This is a genomic window from Hymenobacter lapidiphilus (assembly GCF_013377885.1).
In the GTDB taxonomy this organism is placed as follows: Bacteria; Bacteroidota; Bacteroidia; order Cytophagales; family Hymenobacteraceae; genus Hymenobacter; species Hymenobacter lapidiphilus.
Window position 1 is genome coordinate 92,185 of sequence record NZ_JABKAU010000011.1, and the last position, 20,848, is coordinate 113,032.

18 protein-coding genes are annotated in these 20,848 nt (G+C 61.5%); 14 read left to right on the top strand and 4 right to left on the bottom strand.

Annotated elements, in window-relative coordinates; translation table 11 throughout:
* Positions 1-29 precede the first annotated feature (29 nt).
* From HW554_RS08060 to HW554_RS08070, 3 genes are all read left to right on the top strand, one after another.
* A complete protein-coding gene (locus tag HW554_RS08060; protein ID WP_176908066.1) occupies positions 30-413 on the top strand; it encodes a response regulator in 384 nt (127 codons plus the stop codon).
* A gap of 105 nt (positions 414-518) precedes the next feature.
* Entirely contained in the window at positions 519-1,289 is a 771-nt protein-coding gene (locus tag HW554_RS08065) for an MBL fold metallo-hydrolase (RefSeq protein ID WP_176908067.1), read from the top strand.
* A gap of 35 nt (positions 1,290-1,324) precedes the next feature.
* Positions 1,325-1,690: a cupin domain-containing protein gene (locus tag HW554_RS08070; protein ID WP_176908068.1), complete on the top strand. Its 366-nt coding sequence runs from the start codon at positions 1,325-1,327 to the stop codon at positions 1,688-1,690.
* Positions 1,691-1,706: 16 nt separating this feature from the next.
* Here the strand turns inward: HW554_RS08070 and HW554_RS08075 are convergent, their stop codons facing one another.
* A complete protein-coding gene (locus HW554_RS08075) occupies positions 1,707-2,177 on the bottom strand; it encodes a hypothetical protein (RefSeq protein ID WP_176908069.1) in 471 nt (156 codons plus the stop codon).
* A gap of 181 nt (positions 2,178-2,358) precedes the next feature.
* Here HW554_RS08075 and HW554_RS08080 point away from each other — a divergent pair, with 181 nt between their 5' ends.
* Entirely contained in the window at positions 2,359-3,936 is a 1,578-nt protein-coding gene (locus tag HW554_RS08080; RefSeq protein WP_176908070.1) for an NFACT RNA binding domain-containing protein, read from the top strand.
* Positions 3,937-4,029: 93 nt separating this feature from the next.
* Here the strand turns inward: HW554_RS08080 and ffh are convergent, their stop codons facing one another.
* Positions 4,030-5,379, bottom strand: a complete 1,350-nt coding sequence (ffh, locus tag HW554_RS08085) for a signal recognition particle protein (protein ID WP_176908071.1) — start codon at positions 5,377-5,379, stop codon at positions 4,030-4,032.
* 223 nt (positions 5,380-5,602) lie between these two features.
* On the opposite strand from ffh, the gene HW554_RS08090 reads away from it, so the two are divergent.
* On the top strand, positions 5,603-6,916 hold the full coding sequence (locus HW554_RS08090) for a glycosyltransferase family 4 protein (protein WP_317170853.1): 1,314 nt from the start codon (positions 5,603-5,605) through the stop codon (positions 6,914-6,916).
* 176 nt (positions 6,917-7,092) lie between these two features.
* Here the strand turns inward: HW554_RS08090 and HW554_RS08095 are convergent, their stop codons facing one another.
* Positions 7,093-8,928 (bottom strand): hypothetical protein, encoded by a 1,836-nt coding sequence (locus tag HW554_RS08095; protein WP_176908072.1) that lies wholly within the window; start codon positions 8,926-8,928, stop codon positions 7,093-7,095.
* 268 nt (positions 8,929-9,196) lie between these two features.
* Here HW554_RS08095 and pseB point away from each other — a divergent pair, with 268 nt between their 5' ends.
* From pseB to HW554_RS08140, 9 genes are all read left to right on the top strand, one after another.
* The gene (pseB, locus tag HW554_RS08100; protein ID WP_176908073.1) at positions 9,197-10,216 is read left to right on the top strand and encodes a UDP-N-acetylglucosamine 4,6-dehydratase (inverting); all 1,020 of its coding nucleotides are present in this window, start codon (positions 9,197-9,199) and stop codon (positions 10,214-10,216) included.
* Between the two features lie 213 nt (positions 10,217-10,429).
* Entirely contained in the window at positions 10,430-11,620 is a 1,191-nt protein-coding gene (pseC, locus tag HW554_RS08105; RefSeq protein ID WP_176908074.1) for a UDP-4-amino-4,6-dideoxy-N-acetyl-beta-L-altrosamine transaminase, read from the top strand.
* Positions 11,617-12,342, top strand: a complete 726-nt coding sequence (locus HW554_RS08110; RefSeq protein ID WP_176908075.1) for a cytidylyltransferase domain-containing protein — start codon at positions 11,617-11,619, stop codon at positions 12,340-12,342. The genes pseC and HW554_RS08110 overlap by 4 nt, the downstream gene beginning before the upstream one ends.
* A gap of 31 nt (positions 12,343-12,373) precedes the next feature.
* Positions 12,374-12,772: a hypothetical protein gene (locus tag HW554_RS08115; RefSeq protein ID WP_176908076.1), complete on the top strand. Its 399-nt coding sequence runs from the start codon at positions 12,374-12,376 to the stop codon at positions 12,770-12,772.
* Positions 12,773-12,992: 220 nt separating this feature from the next.
* On the top strand, positions 12,993-14,471 hold the full coding sequence (gene pseG / locus HW554_RS08120; RefSeq protein ID WP_176908077.1) for a UDP-2,4-diacetamido-2,4,6-trideoxy-beta-L-altropyranose hydrolase: 1,479 nt from the start codon (positions 12,993-12,995) through the stop codon (positions 14,469-14,471).
* Positions 14,472-14,515: 44 nt separating this feature from the next.
* A complete protein-coding gene (pseI, locus tag HW554_RS08125) occupies positions 14,516-15,556 on the top strand; it encodes a pseudaminic acid synthase (RefSeq protein ID WP_176908078.1) in 1,041 nt (346 codons plus the stop codon).
* 15 nt (positions 15,557-15,571) lie between these two features.
* Positions 15,572-16,936: a hypothetical protein gene (locus HW554_RS08130; RefSeq protein WP_246285154.1), complete on the top strand. Its 1,365-nt coding sequence runs from the start codon at positions 15,572-15,574 to the stop codon at positions 16,934-16,936.
* A 66-nt stretch (positions 16,937-17,002) separates the two neighbouring features.
* On the top strand, positions 17,003-18,382 hold the full coding sequence (locus tag HW554_RS08135; protein WP_176908079.1) for a DUF7033 domain-containing protein: 1,380 nt from the start codon (positions 17,003-17,005) through the stop codon (positions 18,380-18,382).
* 127 nt (positions 18,383-18,509) lie between these two features.
* Positions 18,510-19,979 (top strand): lipopolysaccharide biosynthesis protein, encoded by a 1,470-nt coding sequence (locus HW554_RS08140; protein WP_176908080.1) that lies wholly within the window; start codon positions 18,510-18,512, stop codon positions 19,977-19,979.
* Here the strand turns inward: HW554_RS08140 and HW554_RS08145 are convergent.
* Entirely contained in the window at positions 19,976-20,458 is a 483-nt protein-coding gene (locus HW554_RS08145) for a CPBP family intramembrane glutamic endopeptidase (protein WP_176908081.1), read from the bottom strand. The genes HW554_RS08140 and HW554_RS08145 overlap by 4 nt on opposite strands.
* Positions 20,459-20,848 lie beyond the last annotated feature (390 nt).

Consider the following 20,848-nt stretch of genomic DNA (forward strand, 5'->3'; position numbering starts at 1 on the left):
ATTCCCAACTCCCTCTCTGCCTACTCCCTATGGAAAACCTAAACGCCAAAACCATTCTCATCGCCGAAGACAGCTCCGTTATCCTCAATCTCACAAAAAAGATTCTGGAGCTGCAGCAGTACCGTATTGTATCTGCTAAAAACGGAGGCGAAGTCATTCGGCAAATCGAAAGCCAGCCCATCGACTGCGTGCTGATGGACATCAACATTCCGGTGAAAGACGGGATGGAGTGCACCCGCGAAATCCGCCGCAACCCCGACCCGCGCATTGCCAAAATTCCGGTAATTGCCATCACCGGCAATGCCAACAATTACTCGATGGAGCAGTTTCGCGAGGCCGGCGTAACCGATTACCTGCCCAAGCCGCTCGATTTCGACGCCTTGGTGCGCGTAGTAAAGCAATACGTAGGCTAAAGGAGAAACAGGACTATGGGAGGTGAGAGGTGAGACTTTGTTCTGACGTTTGCACCGCAGCAATGTAGTTTTACTTCTCACCTCTCATAGTCTCACCTCTCCCCTATGCAAATCACGTTTCTGGGTACGGGTACGTCGCAGGGAGTACCCGTAATCGGGTGCACCTGCAGCGTCTGCCGCTCAGTTGACTACCGCGACAAGCGCCTGCGCGTATCGGTGCACCTGCAGGTAGCCGGCAAAAGCATCATCATCGACTCGGGCCCCGATTTCCGGCAGCAGGTGCTGCGCGCGCAGGTCGACCACCTCGATGCCGTGGTGTTCACTCACGAGCACAAAGACCACACGGGCGGCCTCGACGACATCCGGGCCTATAATTTCCGGCAGCAGCAGGACATGCCCGTGCATGCCGAGCCCCGGGTGCTGGCGCAGCTGCAGCAGGAGTACGCCTATATTTTTGCCGACCACAAATACCCGGGCGTACCGCAGGTGGCACAATACCCAATTGAAAGCGAAACGGATGTTTTCGAGGTGGCCGGAGTGCCGTTTCAGCCCATCCGGGCGCTGCACTACAAGCTGCCGGTGCTGGGCTACCGGGTGGGCGGGTTCACCTACATCACCGATGCCAACTACCTCAGTCCCGAGTCGATAGAGCTGATGCGCGGCTCCGAAATCATCGTGCTCAATGCCCTGCGCCACGAGCAGCACATTTCCCACTTCACGCTGCAGCAGGCCGTTGCTATTCTCGAAGATCTGGCTCCGGCCCGCGGCTACCTCACCCACATCAGCCACCAGCTGGGCCGCCACTACGATGTAGAGGCTACCCTGCCCGAAAACATCCGCTTAGCCTACGACGGCCTAGTGGTGGGCTGCCAGTAGCACTGTTATCACCCTGCGCCTCAATTCTCTCAATAATGAAGGTTATCCGCCTCGAAGACAAGTTTGCGCAGTTCACCGACCACTGGAACCCGCGGGTAATTGGCGAACTGAATGATCAGCACCTGAAAATTGCGCGGGTGCAGGGCGAGTTCATCTGGCACAACCACGCGGCCGAAGACGAGCTGTTTATGGTGGTGAAGGGCCAGTTGCTGATTGACTTCCGCGACGGCATCACGGCCGAGCTGAACCCCGGTGAGCTGCTGGTAGTGCCTCGCGGCACCGACCATCGTCCCCATTCCGCCGCCGAAACCTGGATTCTGATGATCGAGCCTAAATCGACCGTAAACACCGGCGACCAAACCGCCAGCGAACGGACCCGCACCGATCTGGAGCAGATCTAGCGCGGGTACGGTACGGCTACTCAGGCTTCTCGACCCGCAGGCTAATTGTAAAGTCCTGCTTCATGGGGTTGTCCTGCTTGTTGGCCGCTAGGTTCCAGCCCGTGAAGTGGAGTATGTACCGCCGGCCGTTGGCCCGCACGCTGGTCGTGTCAGGGTACTGACTGTTCACCACAAGCCGGCCGGAGGAAGGCAGCTTTAGGGTCTGCGTCTGTGCGTCGCGCCCACTGATAGTAAACGTCGGCTGCACATGGTCGGGGACGAGGCAATTGGCCTTGCTCGGGCAGATGCTGAATTGCAAGTCGTCCAACCGCAGCGTCAGCTCCGATGAGGCCACCTGAGGCAGGGAAGAAGACTGGCGGTACTGCAGGGTAAAATCCTGATCGAAGGCGGCAACTACACCTTGTGGTTCGGCGTCAGAATCCTTGCTTGAGCAGGCAGCCAGCAGCGGTAACAGCAACGCCATCGGTAAGTAGAGGAGGTTTTTCATGCGGATAGATAAGTTGAATGACGGCAGGGCAGCGTAGTACATGGAGCTACTGCTTCCCGAATGATTCTGGGTTAGCGAAAATGGTTGCATTGCCCTTTCCGGCTGATTCCTGCGTTATTTGTGCCCCGGCCGGCCCGGTGCGCTGTCGGGGTGCGGGGCCGCTGTTCAACTCATCGCGCTTATGCCCTCCAACTATTACTTTCTGCGCCAGCTTGCCCCGGCCCTTACCCGCCAACTGGCCGGCTACCGGGTGGTTGCCTGCTTTTCGCAGGAGCGCGACGAACTGGTTATCGGCCTCACCAACGGCGAAGCCGAGTGCTGGCTGAAGCTCACGCTGGCCGCTGCCGGCACGCTGCTGGCCCTGCCCGAAAGCTTCCAGCGTACCCGCCAGAACTCGGTGGACCTGCTGCCCGGCCTGCTGGGCCAGCAGGTGGCGGCCGTAGCCGCCTGGCCCCACGACCGGGTGCTGCAGCTGGACTTTGAGGACGGAGCGCAACTCGTGCTCAAGCTCTACGGCACCCGGCCCAATGCCGTGTTCCACCCCGCCGACCCTGCCAGCCCGGCCGAATTATTCCACCCGCGCTACCTGGCCGATGCCGGCCTGCGCGCCCCCACTCACCCCGGCCCCGAGCCGGCCCCAGTCGCAGCAACCGACCCAGCCAAAGCCTACCCCGCCCTCGGCGACCTGGGCCGGGCCTACCTGCGCACCCTGGGATACGACCCGGCTCCGCTGGAAACCAAGCGCGGGCTGGTAGCGCAGGTAGTGGGCCAGTTGGAGCAGCCCGCTGCCTTTTACATCGTGCGGCTCGACAACCGCACCCGCCTCAGCCTGCTGCCCGTGGGCGCGGTAGAAGCCGAGCTACCCGCCGACGACCCCATTGGGGCACTGCGCCGCTACGTGCCGCGGCTATTGGGCCGCCAAGCCTACGAAACCGAGCTGCGCCAGGTACAACAGCTACTGGAAAAACGCGCCGATACCGCTGCCACGGCCGCCCAGCATGCCCGTAACCGCCTGCACGCCCTCGAAAACACCACCGGCTACCGCCAGACTGCCGACCTGATTATGGCCCACCTGAGCCAGATTCCGGCCGGAGCCTCTGAGGTGGAGGTCGAGGATTTCTACCAGCCCGGCCAGCGGCGCACTATCAAGCTGAAGCCCGCCGAAACGCCTCAGCGCACGGCCCAGAACCTGTACCGGAAAGCAAAAAACCAGCAGCGCGAAACCCGCGAGCTGGCCGAGCGCGCCGACCGCCGCGAGGCCGAAGCCTTCGGGGCGCTGGAGCGGCTGGAGGAGCTGGCCGCCTTGCCCGCCGGCGAGCTGCGGGCGCTGCGGCAGTGGCGAAAACAGCATGGCCTCGATGCCGCTGCCGCTACCAAAGCCGCCGCCGCCGAGTTGCCATTCAAGGTATTCGAGGATTCCGGCTTCACGATTCTGGTAGGCCGCAACGCCGTCAACAACGACCTGCTGACCCAGCGCTACGCCCACAAAGACGACCTCTGGCTGCACGCCAAGGACGTGACCGGTTCGCACGTCGTTATCCGGCAGCGGGCCGGCCAGTCGGTACCCGCGCCGGTGCTGGAGCGGGCTGCCCAGCTGGCCGCCTGGTACTCCAAGCGTCAAAACGATTCGCTGTGCCCGGTTACCTACACACCCAAAAAATACGTGCGCAAACCCCGCGGCGCCAAGCCGGGCCAAGTAGCAATCGAGCGCGAAAAGGTGCTACTGGTAGTGCCCGCCAACCCCTTCGAGCGGGAATAGCGCCAAACGGCCCCGGCAGCAACTGCTACCGGGGCCATTTGAGTCCGTCTACAAAATCAGTGGAATCCGTTAAAATCTGCGCTTATCTGTGGTTTAGCGGAGCGGGCCTTTCATACCCATCATTTTGGCCATCTGGGCCATACCGCCTTTGGTGCTACTCATCTTGTTCATGGTGCGCATCACCTTGCGCATGTCCTCAAACTGCTTCATCAGGGCGTTTACCTGCTGAATATCAGTGCCCGAACCCTGGGCCAAGCGCTTGCGGCGCGAGCCGTTGAGCAGCTCGGGCTGGGCCCGCTCCTTGGGCGTCATGCTCTTGATGATGGCCTCGATGGGCTTGAAGGCATCGTCGTCGATTTCCACGTCCTTCATCGCCTTGCCCACGCCCGGAATCATACCCACCAGATCCTTGATGTTGCCCATCTTCTTGATCTGCTCCAGCTGGGAGAGGAAGTCGTCGAAGTTGAACTGGTTTTTGCGGATCTTCTGGTTGATACGCTTGGCTTCCTCCTCATCGAACTGCTGCTGCGCGCGTTCAACCAGCGAAATCACGTCGCCCATGCCCAGGATACGCTGGGCCATGCGGTCGGGGTAGAACAGGTCGAGGGCCTCCATCTTCTCGCCCGTAGAGATGAACTTGATGGGCTTCTCGACCACTGCCCGGATGCTGAGGGCCGCGCCACCGCGCGAGTCGCCGTCGAGCTTGGTAAGTACTACGCCGTCGAAGTTGAGGCGGTCGTTGAAGGTTTTGGCCGTGTTCACGGCGTCCTGGCCCGTCATCGAATCCACCACGAACAGCGTTTCGGAGGGGTTCACGGCCCGCTTCACCTGCTCGATTTCGGCCATCATCTGCTCATCGACGGCCAGGCGGCCGGCGGTGTCAATGATGACGACCTTCTTGTTGTTTTTGCGCGCAAACTCAACGGCATTGCGCGAAATGTCCACCGGGTTCTTGTTCTCCGGCTCCGAGTATATATCAACGCCCACTTGCTCGGCCAGCACTTTCAGCTGATCGATGGCGGCGGGGCGGTACACGTCGCAGGCCACGAGCAGCACCTGACGGCCCTGCTTTTTGAGGTGGGCGGCCAGCTTGCCGGCGAAGGTGGTTTTGCCCGAACCCTGCAGACCCGAGAGCAGAATCACGGCCGGATCACCCTTCACCTGAATGTCCTGCTTTTCGCCACCCATGAGCTGGGTGAGCTCATCGTAGACGATTTTGGTCATCAGCTGGCCCGGCGACACGGCTACCAGCACGTCGCGGCCCATGGCCTCTTCCTTTATTTTGTCGGTGACTTCCTTGGCCACCTTGTAGTTCACGTCGGCGTCCACCAAAGCCCGGCGGATTTCCTTAACGGTGGCCGCAACGTTGATTTCGGTGATGCTGCCCTGGCCCTTAAGGGTTTTAAAGGCTTTGTCGAGCTTGGTTGAGAGATTATCGAACATGAATCGCAGATGGGCGCAGATGATTGGATGTCGCAGATTCGGGCTGAACCGCAGGTAGACGCTGATTTTTGGAATGTCGCAGAGTTGGATTAGCAGGAAAGCTTCTTTACCCGAAGCTTTACGCCTGCAACATCTACAGAAATCAACCCCCAAAAGTAACCAGAAAAGCCCGAAAAGCCGCCAGCGCGTTACCTTCGCGAGTTCACCGCCCGCCCGCCGCACTGTGCCCGATTCTATCCGTCCGCTTCGCCTGCTCGTTATTACCTACTACTGGCCGCCTTCGGGCGGGGCAGGCGTGCAGCGCAGCCTCAAGTTCGTCAAGCATCTGCCCGAGTTCGGCATCGAGCCCACAGTTATCACCGTCGATGCGGCGCAGGCGGCTTACCCGGTACTCGATGAGAGCCTGGCCGCCGATGTGCCAGCGAGCGTGCGCGTGATTCGGACGAGTACGTTTGAGCCCTTCGATAGCTACAAACGCCTGACGGGCCGGCGGCAGGTACCCTACGGGGGCTTTGTGGGCGAAAACAAGGCCAGCCGGAGCCAGCAGCTGTTCAAGTTCGTGCGCGGTAACCTGTTCATTCCGGATGCGCGCCGGGGCTGGAACCGCTTCGTGCTCGATGCCGTGGCCCAACTGGTGGCCGCCGGCGAGCAGTTCGACGCCGTGCTCACGTCGTCTCCCCCCCACTCTACCCAGCTGATTGGGCTGGAACTAAAGCGTCGCTACGGCCTGCGTTGGCTGGCCGATCTGCGCGACCCCTGGACCGATATCTATTACTACAAGGAATTGAACCACCTGCCACCCGCCCGCTGGCTCGATGCCCGCTACGAGCGCCAGGTGCTGGAGCAGGCCGACGTGGTGCTGGTAACCAGCCCGCATACCAAGCGGATTTTCACGGCCAAGTCGCCGAAAATTGACCCGAATAAACTGGAGATATTGCCCAACGGCTACGACGAGGCCGATTTCCGGGAGTCCAGCCAGCCGCCCACTGATGCGCTGCTGATAACGCATACCGGCACCATTGCCGACACCTACCGCCTCGACCAGCTACTGGCCGCAACGGCCGAATGTGCCCGCCGCCACCCCGACGTGCCACTGCGGCTGCGCTTTGTGGGCAAGGTGTCCGACGGCATCCGGCAGCAGGTGGCTACGGCGGGGCTGGCCGAACGCACCGAGTTTGTGCCCTTCGTGCCCCACCACGAGTCGGTGGGGTATTTGCTGCGAAGCACGGCGCTGCTACTGGTCATTCCGGATGTGGCCAACAACCGGGGCATTCTGCCGGGCAAGGTGTTCGAGTACTTGGCCGCCAACAAGCCCATTTTGTGCGTGGGACCACTCGGTTCCGATGCCGACCTATTACTGCGCGAAACCGGGGCCGGCCACACCCTGCCCCCCGATGCCTACGCCGACCTGGTCGAAGCATTCGAAGGCCTGGTAGCCCGCTGGCGCATCAACCCCAACCTCGACCTGCCCGGCCCCCGCCCCACTCGCTACTCGCGCCGCGCCCTCACGGAGCGGTTGGCCAGGCTGGTGCGGTGAACGAGTGACTCGGTGAATAGGAAGAACGGTGTCATGCTGAGCGAAGGCGCAGCCGCAGTCGAAGCATCTCTACCGCTTCGTTGCCAAACCAATCAGTCGACAGGATTACCGCTGCGGTAGAGATGCTTCGACTACGGCTGCGCCTTCGCTCAGCATGACCGTTTTTTTCTACTCCCTCATCGCCCCAACACGCCGCGCAGCTTGGCTGGTAGCAGACCAACGGCGCGGGCTTTCCAGTCAGCCCAGGCGGAGTGGGTTAGGCCCTGCCCCTGCCACGCGCCGATGGCCTGGGCCAAGTGCTGGGCCAGGGTGCGGTAGTGGCGGCGGTGGTAGTGGCGCAGGTTGTTGCTGACATCGGCAGGCGTTTGCACGAACGCGCGCACATCGAGCAGAAAGCAGTTTTCGGCCGAAGCTACGAACTCAGCCAGGGCCTGGTTCATGGTTTCGTGGCGCGCCCGGGCCCCGTTTTCGCCCGAGTCGGGTACATCAATTTCGGCACCGTTCAGGAAGAAGATGGGCACGCCGGCCGGCACCTGGGCCCGCAGCCAGCGCAGGTTCTGCTGAAATTCGGCGGGTGAAATCGGGCCTTCGTGCTCGAACTCACGGGCGAAACGGTGCAGAAAAACCTCATCCAGGCCCTGAAAACGACGTTGAGCGTAGCGGGCGGCTAAGGCGACGGGCGGCTCGGCGGTAATGTCTTGGTAGGCCCCAAAGGGTACGCGGTGGCCGGTAGCCCGCTCGCGGTACAGCGGCTGGGTGTAGTCCATCAGCGGGCTGTACACCAGCACGTCGTAACCAGGCTCCCAGAGACGCGTGTCGAAAGCTTCGCGGCCCAGGAAGGGCAGCGCGGCGGCCAGGCGCTGCTGCGCGGCAGCGGGCCATTCGCGGGTGGCGCGCAGCAGCAGCGTGTGCTCCAGGTGCACCGGAATCTGGTGCTCGTTGTTGAAGTTGAACTCCTCGGCAACGTCGAGGTCGAAGGCCTGCAGAAAGGGCGTGAGCTGGCCCAGGTCGCAGCCGCCCTTCAGCAGCACCCGCAACTGCTTTTCGGCCGCGCCCGCCGCCGGTATGGCCGGGATTTCAGACGCAACGCCAGCGGCAGCTACGGTAATCCAGTCATGTTTTTCGGTCGAATTCAGCTGGGTGGCTACTTCGCCCCGCACATCCAGCGCCGGAAAGCCCAGGTGAGCGTAGGTGAACTGCTCGATGCCCAGGTGCAAAATGCGGCAGGAAAACACGAACTGTTCCAGCTGATTTTCGGCTTCGTTCAGGCAGTAGATGCCCACCAAGCCATAGTCGCCGAACCGGTCGTGTACGCGCACAGTGCCCCAGCGGCGGGCTGGGGCGGACAGGCTGGCTTCCAACTCGGACAGTGTAACGCGGCGCTTGGTGAAATTGAGTTGGTTGGAGCGGTTGATGAGCTCTTCGAGTCGTTCCAAATCGGGCAGTACCGCGGCCGGCCCCTCCCGAAACTCCACCTGCACCCGGGCATCGCGCAGGAAGGCCAGGTTGTCGTCGTACTGGGTGCGGGCCTGCTGCTGGCGTTCGAGCAGCTTGTATTGTTCGAGACGGGCAAACGTGGGGTCGGGCTGGCCGCTGGCGCGTAGCAACGGGGCCAGTTGGGGCAGCTCGATGGGGTCGGCTACGCGCAGGTCGGGGTTGTAGAACTGCGCTTCGGCCCGGTTGGCGGGGTTGTCGTCGAGAAACAGGGCGTTGGCGGCCCGCAGCTGCAGCTGGCTCAGCAACTCCTTTATAATAGGGCCTTTAGGTTGCCAGCTGATGCGCGCAAACACGAACAACTCCCAGATGCCCAGCTCCCGCAGCCGGGCCTCAGCCGGGGCAAAGTCGTTCTTGCTGACGATAGTATGCACCATGCCGCGGGCTGCTGTATCGCGCACCAGCTGCAGGTTGGCTTCCAGTGCCTCTACGCTGCCCTCCGAGAGCGTGCCCTGCCAGAACGTATCGTCGAGGTCCCAGATGACGAGCTTGATGGGGGCATCAGTTGCCAGTATCATTCAGTTGCCGGTTAATTGTTGCCGGTTGGCAGTTGACAGGCAAAGGAACGTCATTCAGAGCGAAGCGAAGAATCTCGCGTGAGCTCATTGAACAATCGTCGCGCAACCGTAATGAGCGAGATTCTTCGCTTCGCTCTGAATGACGTTCCCGACAACTAGCCGCTAGCAACGAACAACTAGACACTGGCAACTGATAACTGCCTACTTTTGCCCTCCCCCATCCCGGCCGCTTTTCGGACTGGCATTTCCTTCGCTCATTACCTTTCTCATGGCCCTCGACCTCAACCATAAATCCATTCTGGTAACCGGCGGTACCGGCTCGTTCGGCAAGCAGTTTGTCGAAACCGTGTTCCGGCTCTATCCACAGGTGAAGCGACTGGTGGTGTACTCGCGCGACGAGCTCAAGCAGTACGAGATGTCGCAGCAGTTTCCGCATTCCGAGTATCCGGCCATCCGCTACTTTATTGGTGATGTGCGCGACGGCGAGCGGCTCAAGCGGGCCTGCGAGGGCATCGATATTATTATACACGCCGCCGCCCTCAAGCAGGTGCCCGCCGCGGAGTACAACCCGATGGAGTGCATCAAAACCAATATTTTTGGGGCCGAAAACGTGATTAACGCGGCCCTCGACTGTGGCGTAACCGATGTTGTGGCCCTGAGCACAGACAAAGCTGCTGCCCCCATCAACCTCTACGGTGCCACCAAGCTCTGTTCCGACAAGCTGTTCGTGGCCGCCAACAACATGAAAGGCTCGCGCGACCTGCGCTTTTCGGTGGTGCGCTACGGCAACGTAATCGGCTCGCGGGGCTCGGTGGTGCCGTTTTTCCTGCAGCGCCGCGAGTCGGGCGTGCTGCCCATCACCCACCCCGACATGACCCGCTTCCACATCTCGCTTGATGAGGGTGTGGATCTGGTGCTGTACGCGCTGGAAAACAGCTGGGGCGGCGAGATTTTCGTGCCCAAAATCCCGAGCTACAAAATTACGGAAGTAGCCGAGGCCATCGGCCCCAACTGCCGGCAGGAAGTCGTGGGCATACGGCCCGGCGAGAAGCTTCACGAGGAAATGATAACCGAAACCGACGCACTAAGCACCGTCGAGCTCGATAAGTACTACGTCATTCTGCCCTTCACCCCGCGCTGGGATGTGGATGCGTTCATCGCCCACTTCCACGGCCGCCGCACCGAGCCCGGTTTCCACTACAACTCCAGCAACAACACCGACTGGCTCTCAGCCGAGCAGATTCGCGAGGAAATCCGCCTGCACGTCGACGCCGGGTTTACGGTGTAGATAAGGGGCTTGCCCAGGTTGCCTGAAACGCTGTAGGAGCGGGGCTTGCCCCCGCCCGCCACTAAAACGGATGCTGTGTGGGCTTTTATCGGCCGGGCGAAGGGTCCGTTTAATGGCGGGCGGGGTGCAGGCTCCGCCCCTACAGCGTGCCAGCAGTGCGCGCCTCAACCGGGGTTAGCTAAACAACCACCCCGCCGCCATACTTTTGGGTTTATGAACGCCTCCGATTTCCAGCCCACCCGCCCCATCGCCTACGGCCGCCAACACATCACCGAAGCCGACGAACAGGCCGTATTATCCGCCCTGCGCTCCGACTACCTCACGCAGGGGCCCTTGGTGGCGGAGTTTGAAGACAAATTCGCGGCTTATGTGGGGGCCGAATATGCTGTGGCCGTAAGCAACGGCACTGCGGCGCTGCACCTGTGCACGCTGGCGCTGGGCGTGCAGCCCGGCCAGCGCGTCATCACCACGCCCATTACGTTTGCCGCCTCGGCCAACTGCGTGCGTTACTGCGGCGGCGAAGTGCATTTCGTCGACATCGACCCCGAAACCGCGCTCATCGACCTGGCCGCCGTGCGCCGGCTGCTCGAAAGCCACCCGAAAGGCTACTTTCACGGCCTGATTCCGGTGGATTTTGCGGGTTTGCCGGTGAACCTGGAGCACGCCCGCCAGCTTTGCGACGAGTTCGGCCTATGGCTGCTCGAAGACAGCTGCCACGCGCCCGGCGGCTCGTTCGTGGACAGCCAGGGCCAAGCCCAGCACTGCGGCAACGGGCAATTCGCCGACCTGGCCATCTTCAGCTTCCACCCCGTGAAGCACATTGCCACCGGCGAGGGCGGCATGATTACCACCAACCGCCGCGACCTGTACGAGCGGCTGCTCACGCTGCGCACACACGGCATCACCAAAGACCCATCTCAGCTCAGCCGGCCCGATGAAGGCGGCTGGTACATGGAAATGCAGGAGCTGGGCTACAACTACCGCCTACCCGACATGCTTTGCGCCCTGGGCATCAGCCAGCTGCAGCGCGCCGACGCGGGCCTGGACCGCCGGCGCGAGTTGGCGGCCCGCTACGACGCAGCCTTTGCCCAAATGCCCGGCGTACAGCCGCTGGCCGGTGCGGCGGGCCACGCTTACCATCTGTATGTGATTCAGGTAGCAAACCGGCGCGGACTGTATGATTTTCTCCGTGAGAAACAGGTTTTCGCCCAGGTACACTACATTCCGGTGCACCGGATGCCTTATTATCAGGGCCTGGGCTGGCTGGAAGGGGACTTCCCGAAGGCCGAAGCCTACTACGCCCACTGCCTCAGCATTCCGCTGTTCCCGAGCCTCACCGATGAGGAGCAACAGTACGTGATAGCCTGCATCCGGGAATTCGTGTCGCAACAGGAGCCGGCGTGAAAAAGGTCGGCATCATTTCGCAGGCCCGCATGACCAGCACCCGGCTGCCGGGCAAAGTACTGCGGCCGATTGGCGGCCGGCCGCTGCTGGCCTACCATATCGAGCGGCTGCAAGCCAGTGGACTGCCTGTTTATCTGGCCATCACGACCAACGCCACCGACGACCCGCTGGCCGATTTTGCGGAGGCCCGCAGCTTACCTGTTACCCGCGGCCCTGAGGCCGACGTGCTGGCCCGCTACCAGCAGTGCGCCGCCGCCCACGAGCTGGACGTCATCGTGCGCGTAACCTCCGACTGCCCGCTGCTGGACGGCGGGCTGATTACGCAAGCCGTGCAAACGTATCTGGCGGCCGACAACCCGCGCCTGTACCTCTCCAATGTTCTGGAGCGCAGCTATCCGCGGGGTTTCGATTTCGAGGTGTTCTCATGGGAGCTGCTGGAAGAAGCCCACCAGCACGCCACCACCGCTTCTGACCGAGAGCACGTGACGCCCTACATCCACCAGAACCGCTCGGGCCGGGTGGACTTCACCCACGTAACCCGCCCCACCGACCGCAACGCCTACCGCCTCACGGTGGACACGGCCGAGGATTTCGAGCTGATTCGGCGACTAATCGAGGAATATCAGGCTGACACGTTGGGGGCCGAAGAACTGATTACACTACTCGATGCACACCCGGAATTGGTGGCGCTTAATGCACACATTGAGCAGAAGAAATTGTAGCTAAATAGTATTACTTTCAGTTTTGCTAGCCATGATAGATATCGAAGAAGAAGTATTTATTAAAAATCTGCGTTTAACTCAGGCATATTGTCGCTTGCAGATGCAAGGCAGTCCAAAAAGCAACACAGAGCTTCTCAGGAATTACAACCATTTCGACAAAGGCTTTGAGCAATTCGAGTTTCAAACCAAGAACTTCGAGTTTGATGTAGCACCTGATATCAATCATTTCACCTCAACAAAATGGGCTATTGACCCAACCGAAAACAAAACTATAATCGATACTTTGTTTAAAGGCCAGCTTTTATTTAAAAATAATCAACTACCGACTTTCGCCGACAGCGCACACCCAGGGAAAATATTGATTTGCCAAGTAGATTCCATAATACCTGATGGAGTGTCCGAAGCTGAATCCTTGGGATTTATTGACTAATACGACATCCCACCAATAGACACTTGGTTTTATATAGCTCATTATACATACGGCAGGCTATTATTCGCCTGGATACCAGACGAATTTCTTCACACTACTAACGAATCAATTGCAGTAAATATGCTTGACTGCATTGGTTGGTTTGATAGTATGTTACCTGAAGAATATGAATGGTTGAAGCCAGCACTTAGAAAGTTAATTAGCAATACCCTTGAATAAAATGCGCCTCCTCCTCCGCGCCGATGGAAATGCCCGCCTGGGCCTGGGTCACGTGATGCGACTACTGGCGCTGGCCGAAATTCTGCGGCCCGATTTCCCGGAGCAACTGTTCCTGATTCGGGAGCCCGATACGGCCCTGGCGGCCCAGTTAGCAGCGGCCGGCCTCACGGTACAGGCTCTGCCCGCCCGCTCGCTGCCCGAGGAGGCTGCTTACCTTGCTGCTCACGTGCTGCGCTCTGATGATGTGCTGGTGCTCGATGGCTACGATTTTCGCTACGACTATCAGAACACCGTGCGCGGGGCCGTGCACCGGCTGGTATACCTCGATGATTTACACGCCTACCCGCTGGCCGCCGACTTAGTGCTCAACCCCGCCGGCGGGCCAACGGTGGCCGATTACGAGCTGCGTCAGCCGGGAGCCCGCCTGCTCAGCGGCCCCGCCTATGCGCCGCTACGGGCTGCTTTTCAGGGGAAGTTGGTTGAAGATGATACGCCGGCTCCCGACCCGACCACCATGTTCGTGTGCCTGGGCGGGGCCGACCCCACGCACCAGACCAAGCGCGTGGCTACCGAGCTGCTGGCCCTGCCGGGCATGCGCCGGGTGCACGCGGTGGTAGGCGGGGCCTACCAGGGCTGGGAAGCGCTGCACACCTGGGCCGCCAACCAGCCAAACCTCACGCTGCACCGCCACCTGGCCGCCCCAGCGCTGGCCACCCTCATGCGCCAGTGCGGCGCGGCGGTATGCTCGGCCAGCACCGTGAGCTACGAATACTGCGCGGCCGGCGGCGGCCTGCTGCTGCTGCTGCCCACCGCCGCCAACCAGTACGACCTCGACCACTACCTGCGCGGCGCGGGGCTAGCCCGGCCCTACACCGCGGCGGCCAATATCCTCACTTCCTCCGAAGCCGGTCGTATAGCCACCGAAATGCGGGCTGCCCAGCGCCAGGTATTTGATGGGCAGGCGCCTACCCGCCTGCGCCAGGAGCTGCGGGCGCTGCTGCTGCCCCCGCCGCCGTTTGCCCTGCGCCCCGCCACCGCCCCCGACTCGGCCCAGCTGCTGGCCTGGACCAACGAGCCGGCCGTGCGGCGGTTCTCCTTCAACCCCGAATCCGTAGCCGAAGCCGACCATGAGCGCTGGTTTGCCGCCCGGCTGGCCGACGACCACGCCCTGCTGCTGCTGGCCCAGGATGCCGCCACGGGCCGGGCGGCGGGGCTCATCCGGTTCGCGGTAGACGACGGAACGGCCACGCTCAGCTACCTGCTCGCTGCTGATTTCCGGGGCCGGGGGCTGGCGCCGCTGCTGCTGCTGGCCGGCACCCGGCGGCTACTGGCGCAGTTCCCGCGGGTGCGTCGGGTGCTGGGCCACGTGCAGGCCGCCAACGCCGCCTCGGTCCACGCCTTCGAGCGGGCGGGTTTTCAGCAGCAACCCACGGCCAGCCCCACCGATTCGCTGACGTTCGGCTGGCTGGGGGTGGAGTGAAACGAGCCATCGCGCAACCGTGCAGATGTGCGTATTTTTGCCCTATGACCATCTCCTTTGGCTCCCGCCTCGTGGGCCCCGACCAGCCGCCGTTCATCATTGCCGAGCTCAGCGGCAACCACAACCAGGACCTCAGCCGCGGTCTGGCCATTGTGGATGCCATGGCCGCAGCCGGCGCGCACGCCATCAAGCTGCAAACCTACACCGCCGACACCATGACCCTGCCCGGGGCCTACCGCATCGACGACCCCAACTCGCTCTGGTTTGGCCGCGAACTGCACGAGCTATATCAGCAGGCCCACACGCCCTGGGAGTGGCACCAGCCGCTGTTCGAGCGCGCCCGGCAGCACGGCATGCTGGCATTCAGCTCGCCATTTGATGAGACGGCCGTCGATTTTCTGGAAACCCTCGACGTACCGGCCTACAAAATTGCTTCCTTCGAAAACACCGACTGGCCGCTGCTGCGCCGGGTGGCCGCTACTGGCAAGCCGGTTATCATGAGCACCGGGGCCAGCACGCTGGCCGAAGTAGCCGAGGCCGTACAGGTGCTGCGCGAAGCTGGCTGCCGCGAGCTGGTGCTGCTCAAGTGTACCAGCACCTACCCCGCCACGCCGCTCAACACCAATCTGCGCACGCTGCCGCACTTCCAGCAGCTCTTCCCCGACACGCTGGTGGGCCTCTCCGACCACACGATGGGCGTCGGGGCCTCGGTGGCTGCCGTAGCGCTGGGCGCCTGCGTTATCGAGAAGCACGTAACCCTGCGCCGCGCCGATGGCGGCGTGGATTCGGCCTTTTCGCTGGAACCCGAAGAAGTGGCCCAGCTCGTAACCGAAACCGAGCGGGCCTGGCAGGCGCTGGGTCAGGTGCAGTACGGCGTACAGCGGGCTGAGGAAAAAAGTCGCCTCTACAAACGCTCCCTATATGTGGCCCAGGATGTGCAGGCCGGTGAGCTGTTTACCAAAGAAAACCTGCGTGTGGTGCGCCCCGGCGACGGCCTGCCCCCGCGCTACCTCGACCAGCTATTGGGCAAGCCCGCCCGCCAAGCGCTGAGAGCCGGCACCCCGCTTACCTGGGAAGCCTTGTAATTCCAATTCGATTTGATGCCCCAACCCCAATTCCCGCCAGAATCGTCAGGCTCCCCGCTCTCCGGTGGAGAGGGGGGCCGGGGGGGTGAGGTAGCCCGCCTGCGCGACATTCTGCAGCTGCGCTTTACCGATCTGTTTGCTTCGCTGCCAGCCCACACGCTGGAGCCTATTTCGCCGGCCAGCCCCTGGAGACGGCTGCTGAAAGTGGCGGGCTACGCGGGGCTGCGGCTGGTGGGCAACGTGTTTCGGAAGGTGCGCAACCCCGAGAACCTGCACGGCAAGGTATGGCTCTACGTGGTGAGCCAGAACAACTACGATTCGCTGTATTTCCTGCGGGAGGCTCTGCCCGGCGCTGTGCTGGTGGCCGGCCAAAGCAAGCAGATTGGCCGCTACAACGGGGCCGTCAACCGCCTCTCGCTGCGGCGGAAGCTACTATATTACGGCCAGCTACCGCGAGTGTATCGGGCGCTGCGGCGTACCGAGGGCGAGCGGGCTAGTCGGTTTTTCGATTTGATTTTCAACGCCATCGGTTACTACGAGGTGTACAGGCGGGCGTTGCGCCACTACCGGCCCCGGGCCGTGGTATTTGCCAACGACCATAACGACGACGCCCGGGCCCTGCTGCTGGCCTGCCAGGCCGAAGGCGTACCCGCCGCCTATATACAGCACGCTACCGTGAGCACCAGCTTTCCGCCTTTGGGCTTCGGGCTAAGCCTACTCGAAGGGCAGGACGCGCTGGACAAGTACCGGCAGTGCGGCCCCGTAGCGGGCCAGGTGGAGTTGGTGGGCATGCCTAAGGCTGATGCCTTCCTGGCCCGGCGCAACCTTGCGCCCGCCGTGCGCCGGGTGGCGCTGGCCTGCAACACGCTCGACGATACCGCCGCCATCACGGCCGCCCTCGACTACCTGCTGACCGAATTTCCCGACCTCACTTTCACCTTCCGCTCCCACCCCGGCGACACCCGCGACTTCTCGTTTCTGGTCGTCCGGCACCCGGCGCTGCAGTTTTCTGATGCCCGCCAGCAAAACGTGTTCGAGTTTCTGGGTGAGCACGATGCGCTACTGGCCGCCGACACCAGCACCCACCTCGAAGCCACGCTGCTGAACTTAGCCAGCGTGTATTTCCGCTTCGGAACTCACGGTATTGCCGACGACTACTACGGCTACGTGTCCCACGGGCTGGTAGAGCGGGCTGATATGCTGCCGGAACTGGGTGGCTGGCTACGCCGGATGCAATTAGCCAAGCCAGCCGATTTGTACCAGCGGGCCGCCTACTACAACGCCACCTTGGGCACCCCCGACGAAGGCCACAGCCAACAGCGGGCGGCGCGGGTGTTGCAGCAGTGGCTTGCAAAAACGGCCCCAACGGCGCGGGCGTAGTTTCCCGCAGAGACGCGCACAGGAATGCGCAGAGGTTCGCGTAGTTGTTCTGGTTTACTTTGCGCTATGGTTCCTCCACCGTTGCCTGCTGTTGCTCCAGTTACCGCCGAAGTTCGGCTGGCGTATGTACTCCGGCATTTTTGGGCAGCCTACGCGCAGGTACCGGCGGTTAGCATCGGGTATGCCGGTACACAGCTGCAGGTCGAAATTGTGGCTGTTGAGCACGACTTTTTCGCGGGTACCGCGCCGTACCCTAATCCGCCGGAGTGGCGCGAATGGGCCGGGCAACGATTGCCGTTTTTCTTTGACGATAATCCGAATCTGCCGCTGCTGGAGTTGCTCCCCGAAAGCCGAGTCCGCATCAACACAGACATCATTTCGGCCGTTTTTTACCTGCTCAGCGGCTGGCAGGAGTTCTTCTCGGAGGAGCGCGACCAGCACGGGCGTTTCCCGTACGCGGCCAGCGTGCAGGCCCACTACGGCTTCGTGGCGGTGCCAATCGTTAATTACTATTTTGAGATTCTGAAAACGGCCGTCGAGCACGTAACCGGCCAAGCGTTACGCCCGCGCCGCTGGGCCGGCGGGGCTACCTGGGCCGCCTTCATCACCCACGACATCGACAACCTGCACAGCGCCTGGAAGCAGCCAGCCAAAGCAGCGTTACGGCGCGGCAACCTGCTCAGCTTCGGGCGGCAGCTAGGGCGGCACTTCACCCAAAAAGATGCCTGGGACAACCTGGAACTGGTGCAGCAAACCGTAGCCGGATACGGTGCCAAAAGCACGTTCTTCTTTCTGCCCGAATACCGGAAGGGTGCGAATGGCACACCGAATGCCGATTATCGGTATCACCGGATTACGAAGTCGGTAGATAGCCTATTGCAAGCCGGAGCTGAAGTAGCACTGCATGGTAGCCTAGGGACTTCGACAAGTGAAGGGCAGTTGTTACATGAGGCAACGCAGATTCATCAGTTCAAGCACGCCAGCCAAGGACTACGCTTTCACTACCTGAGCTGGGAACCGCGTATCACTCCCACTTTGGTCGATGAATTGACTTCTGCTTACGACTCGACGCTGGGCTTTGCCGAGCACTACGGCTTCCGCCACAGTTACTGCCTGCCGTTTCAGCCGTTCGATTTCCGCACAGGCCAAGCCCACGACTTCCTCGAAATCCCGCTCAACGTGATGGACGCCACCCTCCACCACCCCCGGTACCTGCAGTTGGCCCCTGATGAAATTCTGCCGGCCCTGCTGCCGATGTTCCAGGAAATCGAGCGATTCGGGGGCATCTGCACGGTGCTTTGGCACAACGAAAACTTCGATGCGGCCAACCAGCGCAACGGTCCGGAGCAGTTCCGTACCATCATGGAGTACCTTCGCGGCCGCAACCTGGCCTTCGTCAACGGCCAGGAAATCTGGCAGCAGACGTATAATCCGCCGTCATCCTGAGCAGCGCGAAGGATTTGGTAAAGGGCATCAACGAAAAGAGTACTCTCTTACCAGGTCCTTCGCGCTGCTCAGGATGCCAAGTGGTTTCCGCCCCAACCTACTTATTCACGCATTCACTCATTACAGCTTGGGTATCGTTCAGCGGCAGGGGCTGCGCAACACCGTAATTTCCTACTTGGGGCTGGCGTTGGGCTTCGTGAGCACCACGCTGGTGCTGCCGCGGTTTTTCGAGCCCGGCCAGTTGGGCGTTACCACCACCTTGGCCTCGGTGGCAACGCTACTGGCCCAAGTGGCCGCGTTTGGGTTTGCCAGCGTGGGCATCCGGTTTTTCCCCTACTTCCGCAACCGCGAAAACGGCCACTACGGCTTCCTGCCTTTCCTGCTGGGCGTACCGCTGCTGAGCTTCGTGGTCATGGCGGCCCTGTTTTGGCTGGGCAAGCCGGTGCTGCTGGGTTTTTATGAAACAGAAGTCGCGGCGCTGGGCCCTTACTACGCCTGGGGAATCGTTTTTGCGCTCTTCACGCTGCTGTATTCGCTGCTCGATGCGTATTTGAAGGCCCTTTACCACACGGCCTTTTCCTCGTTTCTGCAGGACATTTTGCTGCGGCTGCTCATTCTGGGCGGGGCGCTGCTGTTTGCGCAGGGGCTGCTGTCGTTTCACGGCTACGTGCTCTGGTTTATTGGCGTAAATGGACTGCTGGTGCTGCTGCTCACTGGTTATCTGCTGCGCATTGGCGAGCTGCACTGGCGGCCCCGGCGGGCGGTACTGGCAGTGCGGCCGGTGCGCGAGCTGTTCAGCATGGGTGCCTTTACCCTGCTCAGCTCGCTGTCGGGCTCTATTATCATGTATATCGACACGCTGATGGTGGGCTCGCAGGTGAGCCTGGCGGCGGCCGGTATCTACGCCATTGCCTTCAACATCAGCACGGCGCTGGCTATTCCGGCCCGCTCCCTCAACAAAATCGCCTTTCCACTGCTGGCCAATTACTGGAAGGAGCAGAACCTAGTGGGCATGGCCGATTTCTACCGCCGCACCACCCGCCTCAACGCCCTCATCGGCTGCCTGCTGGCGCTGGGCATCGGCCTCAACCTACCATTCATCTACTCGCTCATGCGGGCCGAATACGCCCAGGGCACGCTGGTAGTGTTGCTGTTGCTGGGCAGCCGCCTCTTCGACGGTATCACGGGCCTCAACGGCCTCATCCTGGTTACCTCGCCACGCTACCGCTTCGATCTGGTGTTCAACGTCTCGCTTTCGGTGCTGATTGTGGGCCTGAACTTACTGCTGATTCCGCGGCTGGGCATGGTGGGCGCAGCCGTAGCAGCGGTGGCGGCGCAGGTCAGCATCAACCTGGCGCGCACCTGGTTTGTGTGGCGCAGCTTCCGGATGCAGCCCTTCACCTGGCAGATTCCGCTCATCCTGCTCATCACGGCCGCCGCCGGCATGGCCGGCTGGCTGATGCCTACGCTGGCCTCGCCCCTACTCACGATGCTGCTGCGCTCCACGGTCACTACGGCCGTGTACGGCGGCCTCGCCCTGGCCACCGGCGCGGCCCCCGAAGCCGTGGCGCTGCTGCAAAAGCTGCGGCGGCGCTAGTTCTTCGGGTCGGGTTCAGGCGAGTTGGGCGTGCTGGCCCAGGCGGCGGGCAGGGCGAGCAGACTAACGCGCCAAAGTAGACCCGCCAACACGGCAGCGGCCAGCGTAACTAATCCGGCGTACGCCCAATTTGAGCCGAGTAATTCCGGTAGAGAGGTACGGCCATCGGCGACTTTTGGCAGCCAAATCAACAGTCCAAAAGCACCCAGATTATTGAGCGCGTGAATGCCGATGCCCGGAAGCAGCGAGCCAGTGCGGTAGCACAGCCATCCTAACAGTAGCCCAATCAGAAAGGCACCCACGCTCTGCGCCGGGTTGAAGTGAATGAGGCCGAATAGCAACGCTTGCTGCCCGATAGCCACCCATGGCTTCTTGTTCCGCAACAGCCCCTGGAGCAACACACCCCGAAACAACACTTCCTCCAGCACCGGAATCACGATACCACCTAGCAGCAAGGCGGCCGCTGGCTGCCGGGCCATACGTTCGAAAGCTACCTGAAACCAGTTGGGTAATGCCAGAAAATCAAGCAGAGATAACACCAACACCATAGCAACCGTCATCGTTGGCAGTGCCCCATATAACCACCCCGGCACCTGTCCCAACAACTGCAATGGCATGAAACGCCTTCCATAACGCCAGAGCAGAAAGCCTAGCAGCGCCAAATTGCCTGTTACTGTCAAAAACAAGTCAGTGTTGGGCTGCCGCTGCTCATGGGGCAGAATAAGCCCTAAAAACAACAGGCCCCCACCCGTCACGACTACCATTACAAGTAGGTACCAGCCGACAAAACCCCAGCTTTCCTTCAGCGTCGGATAGGGGGCTGAAAGCTGCCGCCGTGGTTTTGATGGAACCGTAGGAACCACTGTTTC

Bases quoted from the DNA above. Each gene is read 5' to 3' on its own strand.
- HW554_RS08060 (WP_176908066.1), top strand. From the start codon at position 30: ATGGAAAACCTAAACGCCAAAACCATTCTCATCGCCGAAGACAGCTCC.
- HW554_RS08065 (WP_176908067.1), top strand. From the start codon at position 519: ATGCAAATCACGTTTCTGGGTACGGGTACGTCGCAGGGAGTACCCGTA.
- HW554_RS08070 (WP_176908068.1), top strand. From the start codon at position 1,325: ATGAAGGTTATCCGCCTCGAAGACAAGTTTGCGCAGTTCACCGACCAC.
- HW554_RS08075 (WP_176908069.1), bottom strand. From the start codon at position 2,177: ATGAAAAACCTCCTCTACTTACCGATGGCGTTGCTGTTACCGCTGCTG.
- HW554_RS08080 (WP_176908070.1), top strand. From the start codon at position 2,359: ATGCCCTCCAACTATTACTTTCTGCGCCAGCTTGCCCCGGCCCTTACC.
- ffh (WP_176908071.1), bottom strand. From the start codon at position 5,379: ATGTTCGATAATCTCTCAACCAAGCTCGACAAAGCCTTTAAAACCCTT.
- HW554_RS08095 (WP_176908072.1), bottom strand. From the start codon at position 8,928: ATGATACTGGCAACTGATGCCCCCATCAAGCTCGTCATCTGGGACCTC.
- pseB (WP_176908073.1), top strand. From the start codon at position 9,197: ATGGCCCTCGACCTCAACCATAAATCCATTCTGGTAACCGGCGGTACC.
- pseC (WP_176908074.1), top strand. From the start codon at position 10,430: ATGAACGCCTCCGATTTCCAGCCCACCCGCCCCATCGCCTACGGCCGC.
- HW554_RS08115 (WP_176908076.1), top strand. From the start codon at position 12,374: ATGATAGATATCGAAGAAGAAGTATTTATTAAAAATCTGCGTTTAACT.
- pseG (WP_176908077.1), top strand. From the start codon at position 12,993: ATGCGCCTCCTCCTCCGCGCCGATGGAAATGCCCGCCTGGGCCTGGGT.
- pseI (WP_176908078.1), top strand. From the start codon at position 14,516: ATGACCATCTCCTTTGGCTCCCGCCTCGTGGGCCCCGACCAGCCGCCG.
- HW554_RS08130 (WP_246285154.1), top strand. From the start codon at position 15,572: ATGCCCCAACCCCAATTCCCGCCAGAATCGTCAGGCTCCCCGCTCTCC.
- HW554_RS08135 (WP_176908079.1), top strand. From the start codon at position 17,003: ATGGTTCCTCCACCGTTGCCTGCTGTTGCTCCAGTTACCGCCGAAGTT.
- HW554_RS08145 (WP_176908081.1), bottom strand. From the start codon at position 20,458: ATGGCCCGGCAGCCAGCGGCCGCCTTGCTGCTAGGTGGTATCGTGATT.